The sequence below is a fragment of the Minwuia sp. genome (assembly GCF_048007105.1).
Taxonomy (GTDB): Bacteria; Pseudomonadota; Alphaproteobacteria; order Minwuiales; family Minwuiaceae; genus Minwuia.
On record NZ_CP180352.1, the window covers coordinates 370410 to 385497 of the forward strand.

A 15088-nucleotide genomic window follows, 5' to 3' on the forward strand; every position below is an offset into this window, starting at 1 on the left:
GGGAAGGATCAGGACGCGGTCAACCGAAATTCCCTTATTTTTGGAAAGATATCTGCCTTCAATCTTTCCATATCTTGCGTGTCGCAAACATGGTCCGCAACAATCTGATGCCTCAACCAGGTCATCTGCCGTTTGGCATAGCGGCGGGTGGCCGTCTGCGCATCGGCGACTGCCTGTTCGAGCAGGATCTGCCCCCGGCCGGCGGCGATCAGCTGCTTCACGCCCAACGCCTTCATGGCCGGCAGGTCCGGGTCCAGCCCGCGCGCACCCAGCGCCATGGCTTCGTCCACCGCGCCCTCACGGACCATCTCCTCGAAGCGCCGGTCGCAGCGTTCGTAGAGCGTCGACCGCTCCGGCAGCAGCACCAGCCGGAAGGCCGGCAGCTTCAGCATCGGCGGTTCCGGCGGCAGGGCCTGCCACCAGCTCAGCGGCTTCTCCGTCGCGAGATACACCTCCATCGCCCGGATAAGCCGCTGGCTGTCGCCGGTCTCCAGCCGCGCCGCGATGTCCGGGTCGTGCTCTGCCAGACGGGCGTGGAACTTCTCGGCCCCCATCTTCTTCAGCATGCCCTGGGCGCGCTGGCGGTGCAGGGGCCCGACGTCGGGAATGGGGGAGAAGCCCTCGGTCAGCGCCCGCACGTAGAGGCCCGAGCCGCCGACCACGATCGGCAGCTTGCCGCGCCGCCGCGCCGCCTCGATCTCCTCGCCCGCCAGCTTGGCCCAGCGCGCAGCGGAACAGATCTCGGCGGCGTCCAGAAAGCCGAAGAGCCGGTGCGGTGCGCGGCTCATTTCCGCATCGGACGGCCGGGCGCTGATCAGCCGCAGATCGCGGTAGACCTGCATGGAATCGGCATTGACGATCACCCCGTTGAGGGCTTCGGCAATATCGATCGCCAGTCCCGACTTGCCGCTGGCCGTCGGTCCCAGTATCAGCAGGACGCCGTCACCGCCCGCCCCATCGATCGGAGTGTCCACCATGCCCACCGTTCTGACGCTCGTCGCGGGCGAAGGTCAACTGCGCGATGAAGCGCTGCTGGCGGAACTCGCCGGTCTCGCGCCCGTTCAGCGCCAGCGGGAGCTGGTCGCGAAAGGTGTTTTCGAGATCTTCTACAATGCCGATGACCCGGCGGTGCTGCGCCCGAAGGTGGCCAACATCATCGGCGAGCGGCCCATCGACTTCTGCATTCGCCGCGAGACGCCCGAAGGCCACTGGAAGCTGCTGATCGCCGACATGGACTCGACCATGATCACGGTCGAATGCATCGACGAGCTGGGCGATTTCGCCGGCGTCCGCGAGCAGGTCGTGGCCATCACCGAACGCGCCATGCGCGGCGAGATCGATTTCGAGGGCGCCCTTGCCGAACGCGTCGCGCTGATGAAGGGCCTGCCCGAAAGCGCCCTGGCCGAATGCTTCGACACACGGGTGAAGCTATCGCCCGGCGCGCGGGAGATGGTGCAGGGCTGCCGCGCCGCCGGCATGCACTGCGCCCTGGTCTCCGGCGGATTCACCTATTTCACCGAGCGCGTCGCCGGGCTCTGCGGCTTCCATGAGAACCGCGCCAACCGGCTGCTGTTCGAGGAAGGTGTTCTGACAGGCAAGGTCGCCGAGCCGATCCTGGGCCGGCAGGCGAAGATCGAGTCACTGGACGAACTCTGCACCCGGCTCGGGATCCGTCACGATCAGGCCGTCTGCATCGGCGACGGCGCCAACGACATCGGCATGATCGAGAAGGCCGGCCTCGGCGTCGCCTACCGCGCCAAACCGATCACGAAGAACGCCGCCGACTGTGCCATCGACCATGGCGGGCTGGACGTGCTGCTGAGGTTTCTGGGCGTCTAGAGCGGCAAGAGAGCACTGCGCAGCGCCAAAGCACCGACGTGTCCCGGACCCCGATCCGGGACACGACGAGACGTTGGCCACCCGTATCAGACCTGATCCGGGCGGGAATAAGGCGCTCCCCGTTCAGGAGAGCGCCCCGATCGTCTACGCGAAGGTGACGCCGTTGTCGGCCATCGGCAGCATGGTCACGCGATTGCCGGTGGCCGCGTGGATGGCATTGGCAAGCGCCGGTCCGGCGGGCGGCAGGCCGGGCTCGCCGACGCCCGTGGGCGCCGCCGACGACGGCACGATGTGCACGTCGATGGATCCGATGTCGGTGATCCGCAGCGGCTCGTAGTCCGGGAAGTTGGACTGATCCACCTCGCCGTCGGTGAAGCTGATCCTGTTCCGCATCACCGCGCCGAGCCCGTAGCCGATACCGCCTTCCATCTGGGCGCGGACGACATCGGGGTTCACGGCGACGCCGCAATCGACGGCGCAGGTGATCTTCTCGATCTTCACCGCACCATCATTGACGGAGACCTCCACGACCTCGGCGACATAGCTGTTGAAGGACTTGTGGACCGCGATGCCGCGGCCCTGATTGCCCTTCAGCGGCGTGCCCCAGCCAGCCTTCTCGGCGGCCAGTTTCAGCACGCCGGTCAGCCGCTGCCGGTCCGGATCGTCGCCTTCCAGCAGCGCCAGCCGGAAGTCGAGCGGATCCTGGCCAGCCGCTTCGGCGGCCATGTCCATCGCCACTTCCATGGCGTAACCGGTATGGCTGTGGCCGACGGACCGCCACCAGAGCACCTTCATCGGCGATGTCCAGTCCGACAGCCCGACCGAATAGCCGGGGATGGCGTAGTGGGTGTCGGCGATGCCCTCGACGGACGAATGATCGACGCCGTCATGCACCACGAAGCTTTCGAACGGCGTGCCCTTCATGATCGACTGCGTGGCGATGCGGTGATCCCATCCGGCGATCTTGCCGTCGGCGCCGATGCCGATGCGGACACGGTGCGCCGCCATCGGACGGTAGTAGCCGCCGGCCAGATCGTCCTCGCGGGTCCAGACCGTCTTCACCGGCGTCTTGCCGCCCATCAGCGCGAAGGCGATGGCCGCCTCGACATGATAGTCGCTGTCCGGGTTGGCGCGCCGGCCGAAGGAGCCGCCGGCATAGACCGTCTTCACTTCGACCTTCGACGGGTCGAGCTGCAGGACGCCGGCCACGTAGGGCTGGGTCAGGCCCGGGAACTGGCAACCATCGGTCACGAGAACGCCGGTCTCGGTCGGTTCGATCATGCAGACCAGCGGCTCCATCGGCGCGTGGGCCAGTTGCGGCATGACGAAGTCCGCCTCGACGACCTTCGCGGCGCCGTCGATCGCAGCTTTCGTCGCCTCGGCGCCCTTGACTGCTTCGTAGGCCGGCTTGTCGAGCAGGGCGAGATGCTCGGCCACCATCGTATCGGTCGAGCGGGTCTCGGCGTTCGAGAAGTCCCACTCGGCGGTGATGGCGTCGCGGGCCGAGATCGCGCTCCAGGTCGACGTGCCATAGACAACGACGCCGGCCTTGTTCGGCATGCCGGCTGCGCGGACGAAGCCGCTCATGCCCTCTGCGCCGGAGGCGTCGAAGCTCTTCAGCATGCCGCCGGGCTTGGGCGAGCGCAGGATCACCGCGACCACCATGCCCTCGGCCTTCGCGTCCATGGCGAACTGGGCCTGGCCATTGGTCTTGTCGAAGCTGTCGAGACGCGGCAGCCGGTTCTGGCCGATCAGCTTGAAGGCCGACGGGTCCTTCACCTTCGGTTCGGCAGGCGGGGTCATCTTCGCCGCAGCGGCCGCGAACTCGCCAAAGCCGCCATTGTGACTGCCGGCCGAAAGCTGCCCTTCATCCACCGTCATCTCGGAAGGCGAGACGCCCCACTGCTTCGCCGCCGCCTGGACCAGCATGTCGCGTGCGGCGGCGCCGGCCTGACGGTACTGCATGTAGGAATTTGCGATGGCAGTGGAGCCGCCGGTGCCCTGCATGCCGAAAGCGAGGTTCTTGTACTTCTCGTTGTCAGCCGGCGCGAATTCCAGCTTCACGTCTTCCCAGTTCGCGTCGAGCTCTTCGGCCACCAGCGTCGGCAGGCCGGTGGTCGTGCCCTGGCCCATCTCGAAATGCTTGACGATGACCGTCACCCGGCCCTCGTCGTCGATGCGGACAAAGGGGTTCAGGTCGGCGCCGCCCGCGGCGAGCGCGCCCTTAGAATTGAAACCGATGACCAGCGCCACGCCGGCGGTGGCCATCGCACCCTTCATGAACCCTCTGCGGGATGTCTGGACGGTCATGATCAGGCCTCCATGATTTCGCTGGCGCGGTGGATCGCGGCGCGGATCCGCTGGTAGGTCGCGCAGCGGCAGGCATTGCCGTACATGTAGCCGTCGATGTCGGCGTCGGTGGGCTTCGGCGTCTCGGTCAGCAGGCCGACCGCGGACATGATCTGCCCGGACTGGCAGTAGCCGCACTGGACCACGTCGAGTTCGCGCCAGGCCGACTGGACCGCCGCGGCGGCCTTGCCTTCCAGCCCTTCGATGGTGGTGACGCTCATGCCGGCGACATCGCCGGCCGCGGTCTGACAGGACCGCGTGGGGACGCCGTCCACGTGGACCGTGCAGGCGCCGCAGGCGGCGACGCCGCAGCCGAACTTGGTGCCGGTCAGCCCGACCCCGTCACGGATCGTCCAGAGCAGCGGCGTGTCGTCCGGGACGTCGACCGTCACCGGCTTGCCGTTGAGTGTGAAGTTGATGGCCATGAAACCTCTCCCGTCGGGGCGCTGCGCCGCCCGTCCGGAGGCGCCCGCCGATTACCCCATGCATACGGACCAAACACGCAGATGGATTTGTGCAATACGACAAAAAATGTCCGTTTGTCCAGATTGACAGTTGGACACGATATGTCAATAAGGATTCATGGACCCCCGCGAACAGAAGATCGTCGACGCCGCCATCGAGCAGTTCATGCGCTACGGCGTCCGGCGAACCACGATGAACGACATCGCGTCGTCGGCGGGGGTGGTGCGTCAGACGCTATACAATGTCTATGACAGCAAGGAGGCGGTGCTGCGCGCCGCGATGCGCCGGCTGACCGACATCGCCGTCGCTGCCGTCGAATGCGAAACGGCCGGCGCGGCGACGCTGGGCGACAAGCTGGATATCGCCTTCGAGCACTTCGCGCTCCGTCCCTACGATCAGATCAATGCGTCACCCGACGCCGAGGACGTGATCAGCGGCGTCATGAATGTGGCCATGGAGGAGATCGCCGAGGGCGACCGCCGGTACCGGGTGGCCTTGGAACAGATCCTCAAGCCCCGGGCCGACGCCATCAGGTCATCCGGCATGACGGTCGGGGCGCTGGCCGATCTGGTGCAGACCTCGGTCAAGGCCTTCAAGCACAAGGCGCACGACCGCAAACATCTGGAAAACCTGCTGGCCAGCCTGAAGACGATGGTGCTGCGCGTCGCCGGCGGCTAGCCCGCGAGCTTCGTCTTCAACCAGGTTGCCATCCAGGCGCCAGCCTCCCGGTTCCGCGGGCTCGTCGCAAGGGAGGCAAGCGCCTTTGACGCCACCGCCTCGGGGATTGTGACACCCGCACGCTCGCGCAGGATCGCCGCCGACAGCGCCGGATCGAACTCGGGATGGAACTGGCAGGTCAGCAGCGGCATCTCGTACTCGATCACGCCGAAGGGGCAATGGTCGGAACCGCCGATGGCCCGAGCGCCCGGCGGCACCTCGACGACCTGATCCTGGTGGCTGACCAGCATGGGCCAGGTCACGCTCTCACCGTTCGCCTGCAGCCGGTAGTCGTGGATGCCCGCACCCCAGCCCTTCGGCGACTTGACGGCCTTGCCGCCCATCGCCTCGGCCATGATCTGGTGCCCGAAGCAGATACCAAGCTGCGGCACGCCGGCCTCGGCGGCCTCGCGGATGAAGACCTTCAGCGACTCGATCCAGGGTTCGGGATCGTAGACGCCGAAGCGGGAGCCGGTAACCAGCCAGGCGTCGGCGTCCCCCACCCCTGCCGGCCAGTCGTCCTCGATCACCGTCCAGGTGCGGAACGTTGCCTCCGGCAGGTGCGGCGCCAGCCAGTTGCGGAACATGGACGGGAAATCGCCGTGGATGTCCTTCAGCCCCGGCGGCAGCAGCCCCGTTTCCAGAATGCCGATCTGCATGGTGCCTCGTTCTCCTACAACGGCCAGACGATCAACAACATGGGCACCGAAACGGCCAGGACCACGGCCTCGAGCGGCAGACCCATGCGCCAGTAGTCCGAGAAGCGGAATCCGCCCGGCCCCATGATCAGCGTGTTGTTCTTGTGCCCGATGGGTGTGAGGAAAGCGCAGGAGGCCGAGATCGCGACGCCCATCAGGAAGGTGTCGGGATTGGCGTCCAGCCGTTGCGCCAGGTCGATGGCGATCGGCCCGGTGATGACCATGGTGGCGACGTTGTTGAGCACGTCGGAGAGCGTCAGCGTCACGACCATGATCGCAACCAGCGCCACCACCGCGGAATGCTCCGCCGTCCATCCCGCGATGGAGTTGGCGATCAGCGCCGTGCCGCCGACCTGCTCGAAGGCGGCGCCGAGAGGCAGCAGGCAGGCGAGCATGACGACAACCGGCCATTCGATCCGGCTGTAGAACTCGCGCGCCGGCACCAGACCGAAGGCAGCGTAGCCGGCGACGGCGATGGCGATGGCGACGGTGAAGGACAGCAGTCCGGCCGTCGCCACGGCGATGGCCCCGGCAAAAAGGCCCACCGCCAGCGCGGCGTTGAACGGCTTGAACCCGGCAACGCTGATCCGGTTGACGGCGACCAGGCCGAGCTGGTCCAGGATGACGGTCCATCCGGCCGGGCGTCCGGTGATCAGCAACTCGTCGCCCGCCGATATGGTGCGCCGGCTGATTCCGGTCCGCGACACCGTGCCGGCGCGTGCGATGCCCAGCAGGGTGATCCCGTGGCGCTGGCGAAGCTGGAGGGACGCCGCGCTCTGCCCGACGAGACGCGAGTCGGCGCGGACCACCGCCTCGATCACCTCGGGACCCCGCGCGACGGGCCTGTCTTCCTTCTCCTCGTCAGCACCTTCGACCTCTTCCGTGTGCGGTGCGTCCTCCGGGTCTCCGTCCTCCTCTTCCTTCTCGGCCTTGTGCAGATCGGAAAGCTTGATGAAGGCGGCGATGGCGTCGGTCGAACCTTCGACCACCAGCCGGTCGCCCGCCCGGATCGTCATGGCGCGGACAACGCCGCGGTGCCTCGCGCCGTCGCGGATCAGACCGACGAGCCGGACATCGGCCTCCTCGGCCTCGCCGTCCAGTTCCACGCCAACGCGCCCTGCGAGCTTCGAATCCTCCGGCACCAGCAGCTCGGCCACGAAGGAGGACGGGTCGATGGCCGCCGCGCGATCCTCCCGCCTTGGCACCAGCCGCCAGCCGACCAGGGCGATGAACAGGATGCCCGCCACGGCCACCGTTGCGCCGACCGGGGCGAAGTCAAACATCGAATAGGGCTCGCCCAGCTGCCGTTCGCGGATCGACGAGGCGATGATGTTGGGCGGCGTGCCGATCAGCGTGACCATGCCGCCAAGGATCGTGGCGAAGGAGAGCGGCATCAGGGTCTGACCCGGCGGCCGGCCGGCCTTGCGCGCGGCCTGGACGTCCAGCGGCATCAGCATCGCCAGCGCGGCGACGTTGTTGATCACGGCCGACAGCGCCGCGGCAATGCCGCCGAAGATGGTGATATGCGTGCCGGCCGGACGGCTCTCCCGGATGGCGAGCCGCGCGATCAGGCCGAGCACACCGGAATTCTCGAACGCGCGGGAAGCGATCAGCACCAGCGCGACGATGATCACCGCCGGGTTGGAGAAGCCGCTGAAGGCCTCGTCCTGCGGCACGAGCCCCAGCGTGACGCCGATCAGAAGGCCGCCTGCCGCCACAAGATCATGGCGCAGCCGTCCCCAGAGCAGCATCCCCAGAATCACGGCGAAGAGCGAAAAAAGCAGGACCTGGTCGGTCGTCATGAAGGCTCCGCGGCGGGGAAATCCGGCACCACACTAGGCGACCCGGGGAACCGGCCGCAACAAGGGCGGCGATGGCCCGTTCCGGATCGTCCCACGGCCTGTTATACGAGCGGCGGACCGGTCCGGCAGAGGGGGAGAGGGGCATGGAGAAGACGAACAACGGTGCGGATCTGGGTTTCGACCCGGAACGTCTGGAGCGGCTGAACGCCTGGATGGCGCGCTATGTCGAGGGCGGCCGGCTGCCCGGCGCGGTGACACTGATCGCGCGCCATGGCGAGCTCGCCTTCTGCGACTGGACCGGACGGCGGGACGTCGCCCGCGACAAGCCGTGGGAAGGCGACACCATCGTCCGCGCATACTCCATGTCCAAGCCGATCACCTCGGTCGCGCTTATGATGCTCTACGAGCACGGCCTGTTTCACCTCGATGACCCGGTCGCCAGGTTCCTGCCGGAGCTTTCAGACCTGAAGGTGCTACGCCCTGGCGCCACCTCGATCTCGGATGTCGAGGACTGCCGCGAGACCATGACCGTCCGCCATCTGCTGACCCACATGTCGGGGCTGACCTACGGCTTCCAGGGCGGCGTGCTGGGCGAGGCCTATGAAGAGCGGAAGCTCGCTTTCGGTCCGAAGGGCGAAAGCCTCGAAGCCGGCGTGAAGCAGCTTGCCGACCTGCCGCTGAACTTCCAGCCCGGTTCGCGCTGGAACTACGGCGTCTCCACAGACGTGGTCGGCCGTCTGGTCGAGGTGATCTCGGGACAGGACCTGAAGAGCTATCTGGATGAGAAGATTCTCGGACCCCTGGGCATGGAAGACACCTTCTTCGGCATTCCCGACGCCAAGCTCGACCGCTATGCGGAGCTCTACACGCCCGACGAGACGACGCCGCTGAAGCTGGTCGACACGGCCGAGAAGTCCGTCTACCGCGAGGCCGGCGTGAAGACCTGGTCCGGCGGCGGCGGCCTGCAGTCGACCATCGGCGACTACTGGAAATTCGCCGAGATGCTCCGCCGCGGCGGCGAAACGGCCGACGGCAAGCGCCTGCTCGGTCCGCGAACAGTGGAATTCATGGCCAGCAACCACCTGGATGGCGACCTGGCCGCCAATGGCCAGCCGGTCTTCTCGGAAGTCTCCTATGCCGGTATCGGCTTCGGCCTCGGATTCGCGGTGATGCTCAATCCGGCGAAGTCGGAAACCATGGGCAGCCCGGGCGATTTCGGCTGGGGCGGCATGGCCAGCACCGTCTTCTGGGTCGATCCGGTCGAGGATATGGTGGTCATCTTCATGACCCAGCTGATGCCGTCGAGCTTCTACCCCATCCGCAAGGAACTGCGCGCACTGGTGCACCAGGCGCTGGTGGATTGATCGCAGCGACGACCTTTCTCTGGGTCCGGCACGGGCCCACCGGCGTCACCGGCCGCCATGTCGGCCGCACGGAAGTGTCGGCGAAACTGCCCGAACCGGCACGGCTCGGGCCGCTCTGGGACATGCTGGCGGAGGCCGGAACCTTCGTCAGCAGCCCGGCAGCCCGTGCGCGTCAGACGGCCGGTGCGCTGTTTCCGGGCGAGATGATCGCGGTCGAGGCCCGGCTGCAGGAGCAGGACTTCGGGGAATGGGAAGGCCGGCCCCATGGCGAGACGGCCATGCCGGAAGGCCTGGACGCGGCCGGCATCGCCCAGTTCCGCCCGCCGGGCGGCGAGAGCTTCGCCGAGGTCTGCGCCCGGACAGGACGCGCCATTGCCGCGCTCGCCGGCGATCATGCGGGCAACACCATCGCCATCGTCGCCCATGCCGGCCCCATACGGGCGGCGCTGGTGCACGCGCTTGCTTCGGCGCCGGCATCGGGGATCGCCTTCGAGGTCGCGCCGCTGTCGGTCACCCGTATCAGCCTTTTCGCCGGCGGCGGCGCGCGCATCGACTACGTCAACCGGCAGGTGGTCGACCTGCCGGTCTGACGCCGCTCAGCGGAAGACCGGCTTGCGCTTGTTCAGGAATGCGTCGACGGCTTCCTTGTGTTCCGGGCTCTTGTAGGCCTCGGCCAGCAGTTCCTGTTCCCGCTTCTGCACCAGCTTCAGATCAGTCTCGGAACCGTTCTGCGAGAAGAGCTGCTTGGCCCAGCGGAGCTGCCGGTCCGGATTGGCCGAGATGGCCGCCGCGATGCCGCGCGCGGTCTCCATCAGCGCCGCATCGTCCACCACCCGGTCGACCAGCCCGGTCGCCGCGGCCTCCTCGCCCTCCATGAAGCGTGCTGTCAGGGCGAACTCGCTGGCGCGGCCGAAGCCCATGCGCTGGATCAGGAAATGCGAACTGGCGAGTTCCGGCACCACGCCGACGCGGACGAAGGGCGCCGCCATCTTCGCCGAACGGGCGGCGACGATCACATCGAAGGAAAGAATCTGCGAGAGGCCGACGCCGACGGCGGCACCGTTCACGGCCGCGATCAACGGCTTCGATTCGCGCACGAAGGCGACCCAGTCGATGCCGCCGGCGACATCCTTGCTGCGCACGTTCTCGCCCTTGATCTGCGCGTTGAAGGTCGCGCCGATATCCGCACCGGCGCAGAAGCCGCGGCCCGCCCCGGTCACGATCACCGCGCCGATGGCCGGATCCTCGTTGGCGAGGGTGATGGCATCCACCATTTCGCGGCGCATGGTGTAGGTCCAGGCGTTCAGCTTTTCCGGGCGGTTCAGCGTCAGCGTCGCCACCGGTCCGTCGGTCTCGTAGGTGATCTGTTCGTAGCTCATCATGTCCTCCCCTGACGGCCGCATTGGAGCATCCGGCGGCGCGCCCGTTAAGTGCGGATTAACGCTGATCTGCCACCCTCCGGACAGGAGGCTGGGATGCAGAAGCAGATTTCCGATACCGATGTGAGCGACCTGGTCGCCGCCCTGTCAGACGGACACCGCGAGGCCGTCAGCGCACAGCTCGGCCAGTTGCTGAAGCGCACCGGGCTGCCGCCGGCCGAGCTCAAGGCCGCGCTGCAGATGATCGACACCATGATGGCGCAATCTGTCGAGACCGTCCGCAAGGGTCTCGCCGCTCACATTGCCGAATCGCCGATGCTGCCGCGCCCGATGATCGAGCGGTTGCTGGCGGACGTGGACGCGGTGGCCTTGCCCATCGTGCAGCTCTCGCCCCTGCTCGACGAAGCCGACCTTCTGCAGCAGATGGAGCGCGGCGCCGCCTTCCAGGAAGGCATCGCTGCCCGGACTGACGTCACGGCGAAGGTGTCGGAACAGCTTGCGGACACTGCCAGCGAAACGGCCGTCGCCATGCTGATGCGCAACGACCGTGCGGAAGTCAGCGGCAATGCGATGAACCGCGCCGTCGACCGCTTCCAGGACAGCACCGACGTGATGGGCGCCGTCGCCAGCCGGCCCGGCCTGCCGCTGGAGATTGCCGAACGACTGGTCTCGCTGACCGTCGCCGAGGAGTGCATCCAGACAGTCTCCGACCTGATGATGCAGACCCTGGTGCGCCGTCACGACCTGCCGCCCGTGCTGGCCGAGGACCTGATCGTGCACGGCCGCGAGCGTTCCGTCGTCGACATGGTTCGCCAGAGCGACGACTGGACCGAGATCGAGAAGCTCGCCGAACGCATGCACCGCATGGGACGGCTGTCGACCAGCCTGATGCTCCGCGTCCTCGCCGGCGGCGACTACCAGTTCTTCATCGCCGGGATGGCACAGTTGACCGGCTGGCAGCGCGACCGTGTCGTGCGCTCGGTCGAGGCGGCCGGCGTCGATCCGTTCCGGAAGCTCTACGAACAGAGCGGGCTGGAGCCGATGCTGTTCCACGCCTTCCGCGTGGCGCGCGACGAGATGATCGAGGCCCGCAAGGGCGAGCATGACGGCCGGGAAGCCTTCATCGACCGGGTTGTCGGACGTATCGCCGAGGAATACCGCTCCATCAGCCCCGCCGGGCTGGAACAGGTGCTGACGCGCCTGCGCGGCAAGGCCGCCGAACGGCTCTAGGTCAGCCCAGCCCCTTCATCGCAGCCTCGGTTTCCCTGACCAGATCCCTGACCACGTCGGCGACCGATTTCTGTTCGGTCGAATAGGCGACCGACTGGCCCGCCGGATGATGGATCAGCGCCTCGACGCCGTGTTCGTCGATGGCGCCGAGCAGGTCGCCTACCAGAATGTCCTGATACGGCATCTTCAACGGCGCCGGCGCGCCGGGCGCGGCCCACTCCTCTGACCAGGCCGTCCGGATCTGGCGCAGGGTCTTGCCGGAATCGGCGCGGCTGATGACCGTGTCCTCGCTCCCTGCGGCGAGCAGCTTGCGGACAAGGACCTCGTCCAGGGCGTGCTCGTGCGTGGTCAGCCAGGCCGTGCCCAGCCAGACGCCCTGCGCGCCCAGCGCGAATGAGGCTGCGATATGCCTGCCGGTCGCGACGCCGCCAGCCGCCAGAACCGGTACGTCGCCGCAGACGTCGACGACCTGGGGTACCAGGGAGAAGGTCCCGATCTGGCCGGTATGGGCGCCGGCGTCGTAACCCTGCGCCACGATGATCTCGGCGCCGTTGCGGATGGCAGCCTCCGCATGTCGTGCGCTGCCGACCAGCGCCAGCGTCACCTTCCCGTCGGACTTGGCATGAGCGACGGCGTCCGCCGGCGCGCCGATGCCGCAGGCGAAGAGATCGACATCGGAAGCGAGCACTGCCGCGACCTGCCGTTCGGCAACCTCGTCGGATCGCAGGAAACGCGAGCGCATGCCCGGCCGCGTCGCCGCCGGCACCTGATACTTCTCGTAGAGGCCCTTGACGAAGTCCTTGTGCTCTTCCGGCAGCTCGGCCTCGATGGCCGCTTTGTCGGCGGTCTTCGGCATGCCGCGTGGCAGCACGAGATCAATGCCGAAGGCCTTCGAACCGACGCGGCGGCGGATCTCCTTCAGGCCCGCCTCGATCTCTTCCGGGGTCTCGCGGGTCGCGCCCCAGACGCCCATGCAGCCGGCCTCGGCCAGGGCGCAGACGACGTCAATGGAATGGGCGAAACCGTAGATCGGGTACTTGAGACCGAAACGCTCGGTCAGGGCGTTGCGCATCATGTCAGTCGTCCTTCAGTTCGATCACCGCATCCAGCGCCATCGCACCCTGCCCCTTCGGCAGCACCACGAACGGATTGACGTCGACCGACAGCAGGCGGTCGCGGTGGGCCGCCGCGAATTGCGAGAGGCTGGCCAGCGCGTCGGCAAGAGCATCGACATCGGCCGCCGGCGCGCCGCGGACACCGTCCAGAATCGCACGGCCTCGGATCTCGTCGATCATGCGCCGCGCCTCCGCGGTGTCGAACGGCGCCAGACGGAAGCTGACATCCTTCAGCACTTCGACGAAGACACCGCCCAGGCCGAACATGATCGCCGGGCCAAAGACCGGGTCCGAATGCACGCCGATGATGGTCTCGACGCCGCCGGAGATCATCGGCGCCAGCAGGACCCCGTCCAGCTTGGCGTCAGGCGCCTTGGCGCGGACCGCCGTCATCATCTCGCCGAATGTCTGCTCGACGTCGGCCTTCGACGCGAGGTTCAGCTTCACGCCGCCAACATCCGACTTGTGGACGATGTCGGGCGACAGGATCTTCATGACCACGGGAAAGCCGAGTTCCTCGGCCGCCGCTGCCGCCTCGCCGGCCGAAGCCGCCGAACGCGTCGGCATCACCGGAACGCCGGCCGCGGACAGGGTCGCCAGCGCCGACTGCTCGGTGAAGGTGCCATTGCCCAGCGGTGCGTCGCTGCCGGCCGCCGGCTTCCAGTCGAAAGGCGTCGTGAAGCAGCGGGTGAAATAGGCGCCGGCGGCCATGGCGCGGGTGGCGTGGGTCGCCTCCCGGAAGGTGGGAATGCCGGCGGCCTCGAAGCGCTTCTGCCCCTCGGCGGAAATGAGGCTGGCCACTGCGAAGGTGCGGTCGGGATAATCGGTCTTCAGGGATTTCCACATCGTCAGACCGGATTCGACGTTCTCGGGCGCGTTGAGGCTCGCGCCCTGGAACCCGACGACGGCATCGTAGTCACCCTCGTCCAGCACCAGGCGCATCGCCTGCTCGAAGATCTCCGGCTGGTTGATGATCTGGCCGGTGACATCGAGCGGATTGTTCACGCCGGCATAGGGGACGATTTCCTTGAACTTCTTCTGCGTCGACTGCGGCAGTTCGGTCACCGTCATGCCGCGCGCCGCCGCATCGTCGGCCATCAGCACGCCGACGCCGCCGGAGACGGTGACCAGCGCAATGCTGTCGCCCTTCGGCATGCCGCCGACGGAAATCGCCGCGCCGGTGTCGAAGAACTCCTCGATGGAATTCACGCGGTGGACGCCGAACTGGCTGAAGACCGCGTCATAGATTGCGTCGGCGCCGGCCAGGGCGGAGGTGTGGGAGGCCGCGGCCTTGGCGCCGGCCTCCGTGCGGCCCAGCTTGACGCAGACCACAGGCTTCTTCGCTCGCCGCGCCTTGGCCAGCGCATCCAGGAAGGCCGGACCGTCGCGCACGCCCTCGATGTAGAGCAGGATCACTTCGGTGCCCGGATCGTCGACCAGGTAGTCGAGGCAATCGGCGACGCCGACATCGCCCTCGTTGCCGGTCGTGAGCACGTGGCGGAAACCGACGCCGCGGTCCATCGCCATCAGGCTCGACAGGCCGCCGAAGGCGCCCGACTGGCTGACCAGTCCGATATTGCCCTTCGGCATCGGCCGCGCGAAGGCCGGATGGAAACTTGCCGGCATGCTGTTGGCGAAGTTCGCGAAGCCCATGCAGTTGGGCCCGATCATGCGCATGTCCGCGCCGCGCGCGATGGCCGTCAGCCGCTTCTGCGCCTCGACGCCGTCGCCGCCGACCTCGGCGAAGCCGCCGGCGAAGACGATGACGCCGGCGACACCCTTGGCCGCGCACTGGCCCAGCATGTCCTCGACCAGAGCGCCCGGCACGGCGCAGATCACCAGATCGACCTCACCCGGCACATCTGCGATGGAGGGATAGGCCTTCAGGCCCTGGACCTCGTCGCGGTTCGGATTGATGGGGTAGAGCGCGCCTTCGTAGCCCATGTCCCGGATCATCGCGACCGGGCGGCCGCCGATGCGCAGCGGATCGCCGGAGGCGCCGATGACCGCAACGGACTTCGCCTCGAACATGCGTTTCAGGTTCTGTTTGGACTTGGACATCGGCGCGTACTCAATGGTTTGTGTGGAAAAGGCAAAAAAGGGGGGCGCGGCCTCGCCGCGCCCCCAACT

Annotated in this window: 13 protein-coding genes; 5 read left to right on the forward strand and 8 right to left on the reverse strand. The window is 67.4% G+C overall.

Going from position 1 to position 15088, the window contains the following annotated elements; genetic code table 11:
* Positions 1 to 8: 8 nt before the first annotated feature.
* Positions 9 to 977: a tRNA (adenosine(37)-N6)-dimethylallyltransferase MiaA gene (gene miaA, locus ACMVY4_RS01790; protein WP_416898494.1), complete on the reverse strand. Its 969-nt coding sequence runs from the start codon at positions 975 to 977 to the stop codon at positions 9 to 11.
* On the opposite strand from miaA, the gene serB reads away from it, so the two are divergent.
* The gene (gene serB / locus ACMVY4_RS01795) at positions 976 to 1839 is read left to right on the forward strand and encodes a phosphoserine phosphatase SerB (protein ID WP_416898495.1); all 864 of its coding nucleotides are present in this window, start codon (positions 976 to 978) and stop codon (positions 1837 to 1839) included. The two genes, miaA and serB, sit on opposite strands and share 2 nt — an antisense overlap.
* Positions 1840 to 1983: 144 nt before the next feature.
* On the opposite strand, the gene ACMVY4_RS01800 is transcribed toward serB, so the two are convergent.
* Positions 1984 to 4149 (reverse strand): molybdopterin cofactor-binding domain-containing protein, encoded by a 2166-nt coding sequence (locus tag ACMVY4_RS01800; protein WP_416898496.1) that lies wholly within the window; start codon positions 4147 to 4149, stop codon positions 1984 to 1986.
* Positions 4150 to 4151: 2 nt separating this feature from the next.
* On the reverse strand, positions 4152 to 4613 hold the full coding sequence (locus ACMVY4_RS01805; RefSeq protein ID WP_416898497.1) for a (2Fe-2S)-binding protein: 462 nt from the start codon (positions 4611 to 4613) through the stop codon (positions 4152 to 4154).
* Between the two features lie 157 nt (positions 4614 to 4770).
* Between ACMVY4_RS01805 and ACMVY4_RS01810 the strand changes: the two genes are divergently transcribed.
* Entirely contained in the window at positions 4771 to 5331 is a 561-nt protein-coding gene (locus ACMVY4_RS01810) for a TetR/AcrR family transcriptional regulator (RefSeq protein ID WP_416898498.1), read from the forward strand.
* Here ACMVY4_RS01810 and ACMVY4_RS01815 read toward each other — a convergent pair.
* Together ACMVY4_RS01815 and ACMVY4_RS01820 are read right to left on the reverse strand one after the other, a co-directional pair.
* A complete protein-coding gene (locus tag ACMVY4_RS01815; protein WP_416898499.1) occupies positions 5328 to 6029 on the reverse strand; it encodes a glutamine amidotransferase-related protein in 702 nt (233 codons plus the stop codon). The genes ACMVY4_RS01810 and ACMVY4_RS01815 overlap by 4 nt on opposite strands.
* A gap of 14 nt (positions 6030 to 6043) precedes the next feature.
* Complete coding sequence (locus ACMVY4_RS01820; RefSeq protein WP_416898500.1) at positions 6044 to 7870, reverse strand: SLC13 family permease; 1827 nt, start codon at positions 7868 to 7870, stop codon at positions 6044 to 6046.
* 143 nt (positions 7871 to 8013) lie between these two features.
* Here ACMVY4_RS01820 and ACMVY4_RS01825 point away from each other — a divergent pair, with 143 nt between their 5' ends.
* Positions 8014 to 9234, forward strand: a complete 1221-nt coding sequence (locus ACMVY4_RS01825) for a serine hydrolase domain-containing protein (RefSeq protein ID WP_416898501.1) — start codon at positions 8014 to 8016, stop codon at positions 9232 to 9234.
* Complete coding sequence (locus tag ACMVY4_RS01830) at positions 9231 to 9824, forward strand: histidine phosphatase family protein (RefSeq protein WP_416898502.1); 594 nt, start codon at positions 9231 to 9233, stop codon at positions 9822 to 9824. Before ACMVY4_RS01825 ends, ACMVY4_RS01830 begins: the two co-directional genes overlap by 4 nt.
* Before the next feature lie 6 nt (positions 9825 to 9830).
* On the opposite strand, the gene ACMVY4_RS01835 is transcribed toward ACMVY4_RS01830, so the two are convergent.
* Complete coding sequence (locus tag ACMVY4_RS01835) at positions 9831 to 10613, reverse strand: enoyl-CoA hydratase/isomerase family protein (RefSeq protein WP_416898503.1); 783 nt, start codon at positions 10611 to 10613, stop codon at positions 9831 to 9833.
* Positions 10614 to 10709: 96 nt separating this feature from the next.
* On the opposite strand from ACMVY4_RS01835, the gene ACMVY4_RS01840 reads away from it, so the two are divergent.
* Positions 10710 to 11843, forward strand: a complete 1134-nt coding sequence (locus ACMVY4_RS01840; RefSeq protein ID WP_416898504.1) for a DUF2336 domain-containing protein — start codon at positions 10710 to 10712, stop codon at positions 11841 to 11843.
* Between the two features lies 1 nt (position 11844).
* Here the strand turns inward: ACMVY4_RS01840 and ACMVY4_RS01845 are convergent, their stop codons facing one another.
* Both ACMVY4_RS01845 and ACMVY4_RS01850 read right to left on the reverse strand, forming a co-directional pair.
* Positions 11845 to 12918: an NAD(P)H-dependent flavin oxidoreductase gene (locus tag ACMVY4_RS01845; protein WP_416898505.1), complete on the reverse strand. Its 1074-nt coding sequence runs from the start codon at positions 12916 to 12918 to the stop codon at positions 11845 to 11847.
* A 1-nt stretch (position 12919) separates the two neighbouring features.
* Complete coding sequence (locus ACMVY4_RS01850; RefSeq protein ID WP_416898506.1) at positions 12920 to 15019, reverse strand: acetate--CoA ligase family protein; 2100 nt, start codon at positions 15017 to 15019, stop codon at positions 12920 to 12922.
* Between the last annotated feature and the right edge of the window lie 69 nt (positions 15020 to 15088).

Bases quoted from the DNA above. Each gene is read 5' to 3' on its own strand.
- ACMVY4_RS01820 (WP_416898500.1), bottom strand. From the start codon at position 7,870: ATGACGACCGACCAGGTCCTGCTTTTTTCGCTCTTCGCCGTGATTCTG.
- serB (WP_416898495.1), top strand. From the start codon at position 976: ATGCCCACCGTTCTGACGCTCGTCGCGGGCGAAGGTCAACTGCGCGAT.
- ACMVY4_RS01840 (WP_416898504.1), top strand. From the start codon at position 10,710: ATGCAGAAGCAGATTTCCGATACCGATGTGAGCGACCTGGTCGCCGCC.
- ACMVY4_RS01805 (WP_416898497.1), bottom strand. From the start codon at position 4,613: ATGGCCATCAACTTCACACTCAACGGCAAGCCGGTGACGGTCGACGTC.
- ACMVY4_RS01825 (WP_416898501.1), top strand. From the start codon at position 8,014: ATGGAGAAGACGAACAACGGTGCGGATCTGGGTTTCGACCCGGAACGT.
- ACMVY4_RS01815 (WP_416898499.1), bottom strand. From the start codon at position 6,029: ATGCAGATCGGCATTCTGGAAACGGGGCTGCTGCCGCCGGGGCTGAAG.
- ACMVY4_RS01800 (WP_416898496.1), bottom strand. From the start codon at position 4,149: ATGACCGTCCAGACATCCCGCAGAGGGTTCATGAAGGGTGCGATGGCC.
- ACMVY4_RS01850 (WP_416898506.1), bottom strand. From the start codon at position 15,019: ATGTCCAAGTCCAAACAGAACCTGAAACGCATGTTCGAGGCGAAGTCC.
- ACMVY4_RS01835 (WP_416898503.1), bottom strand. From the start codon at position 10,613: ATGAGCTACGAACAGATCACCTACGAGACCGACGGACCGGTGGCGACG.
- ACMVY4_RS01845 (WP_416898505.1), bottom strand. From the start codon at position 12,918: ATGATGCGCAACGCCCTGACCGAGCGTTTCGGTCTCAAGTACCCGATC.
- miaA (WP_416898494.1), bottom strand. From the start codon at position 977: ATGGTGGACACTCCGATCGATGGGGCGGGCGGTGACGGCGTCCTGCTG.
- ACMVY4_RS01810 (WP_416898498.1), top strand. From the start codon at position 4,771: ATGGACCCCCGCGAACAGAAGATCGTCGACGCCGCCATCGAGCAGTTC.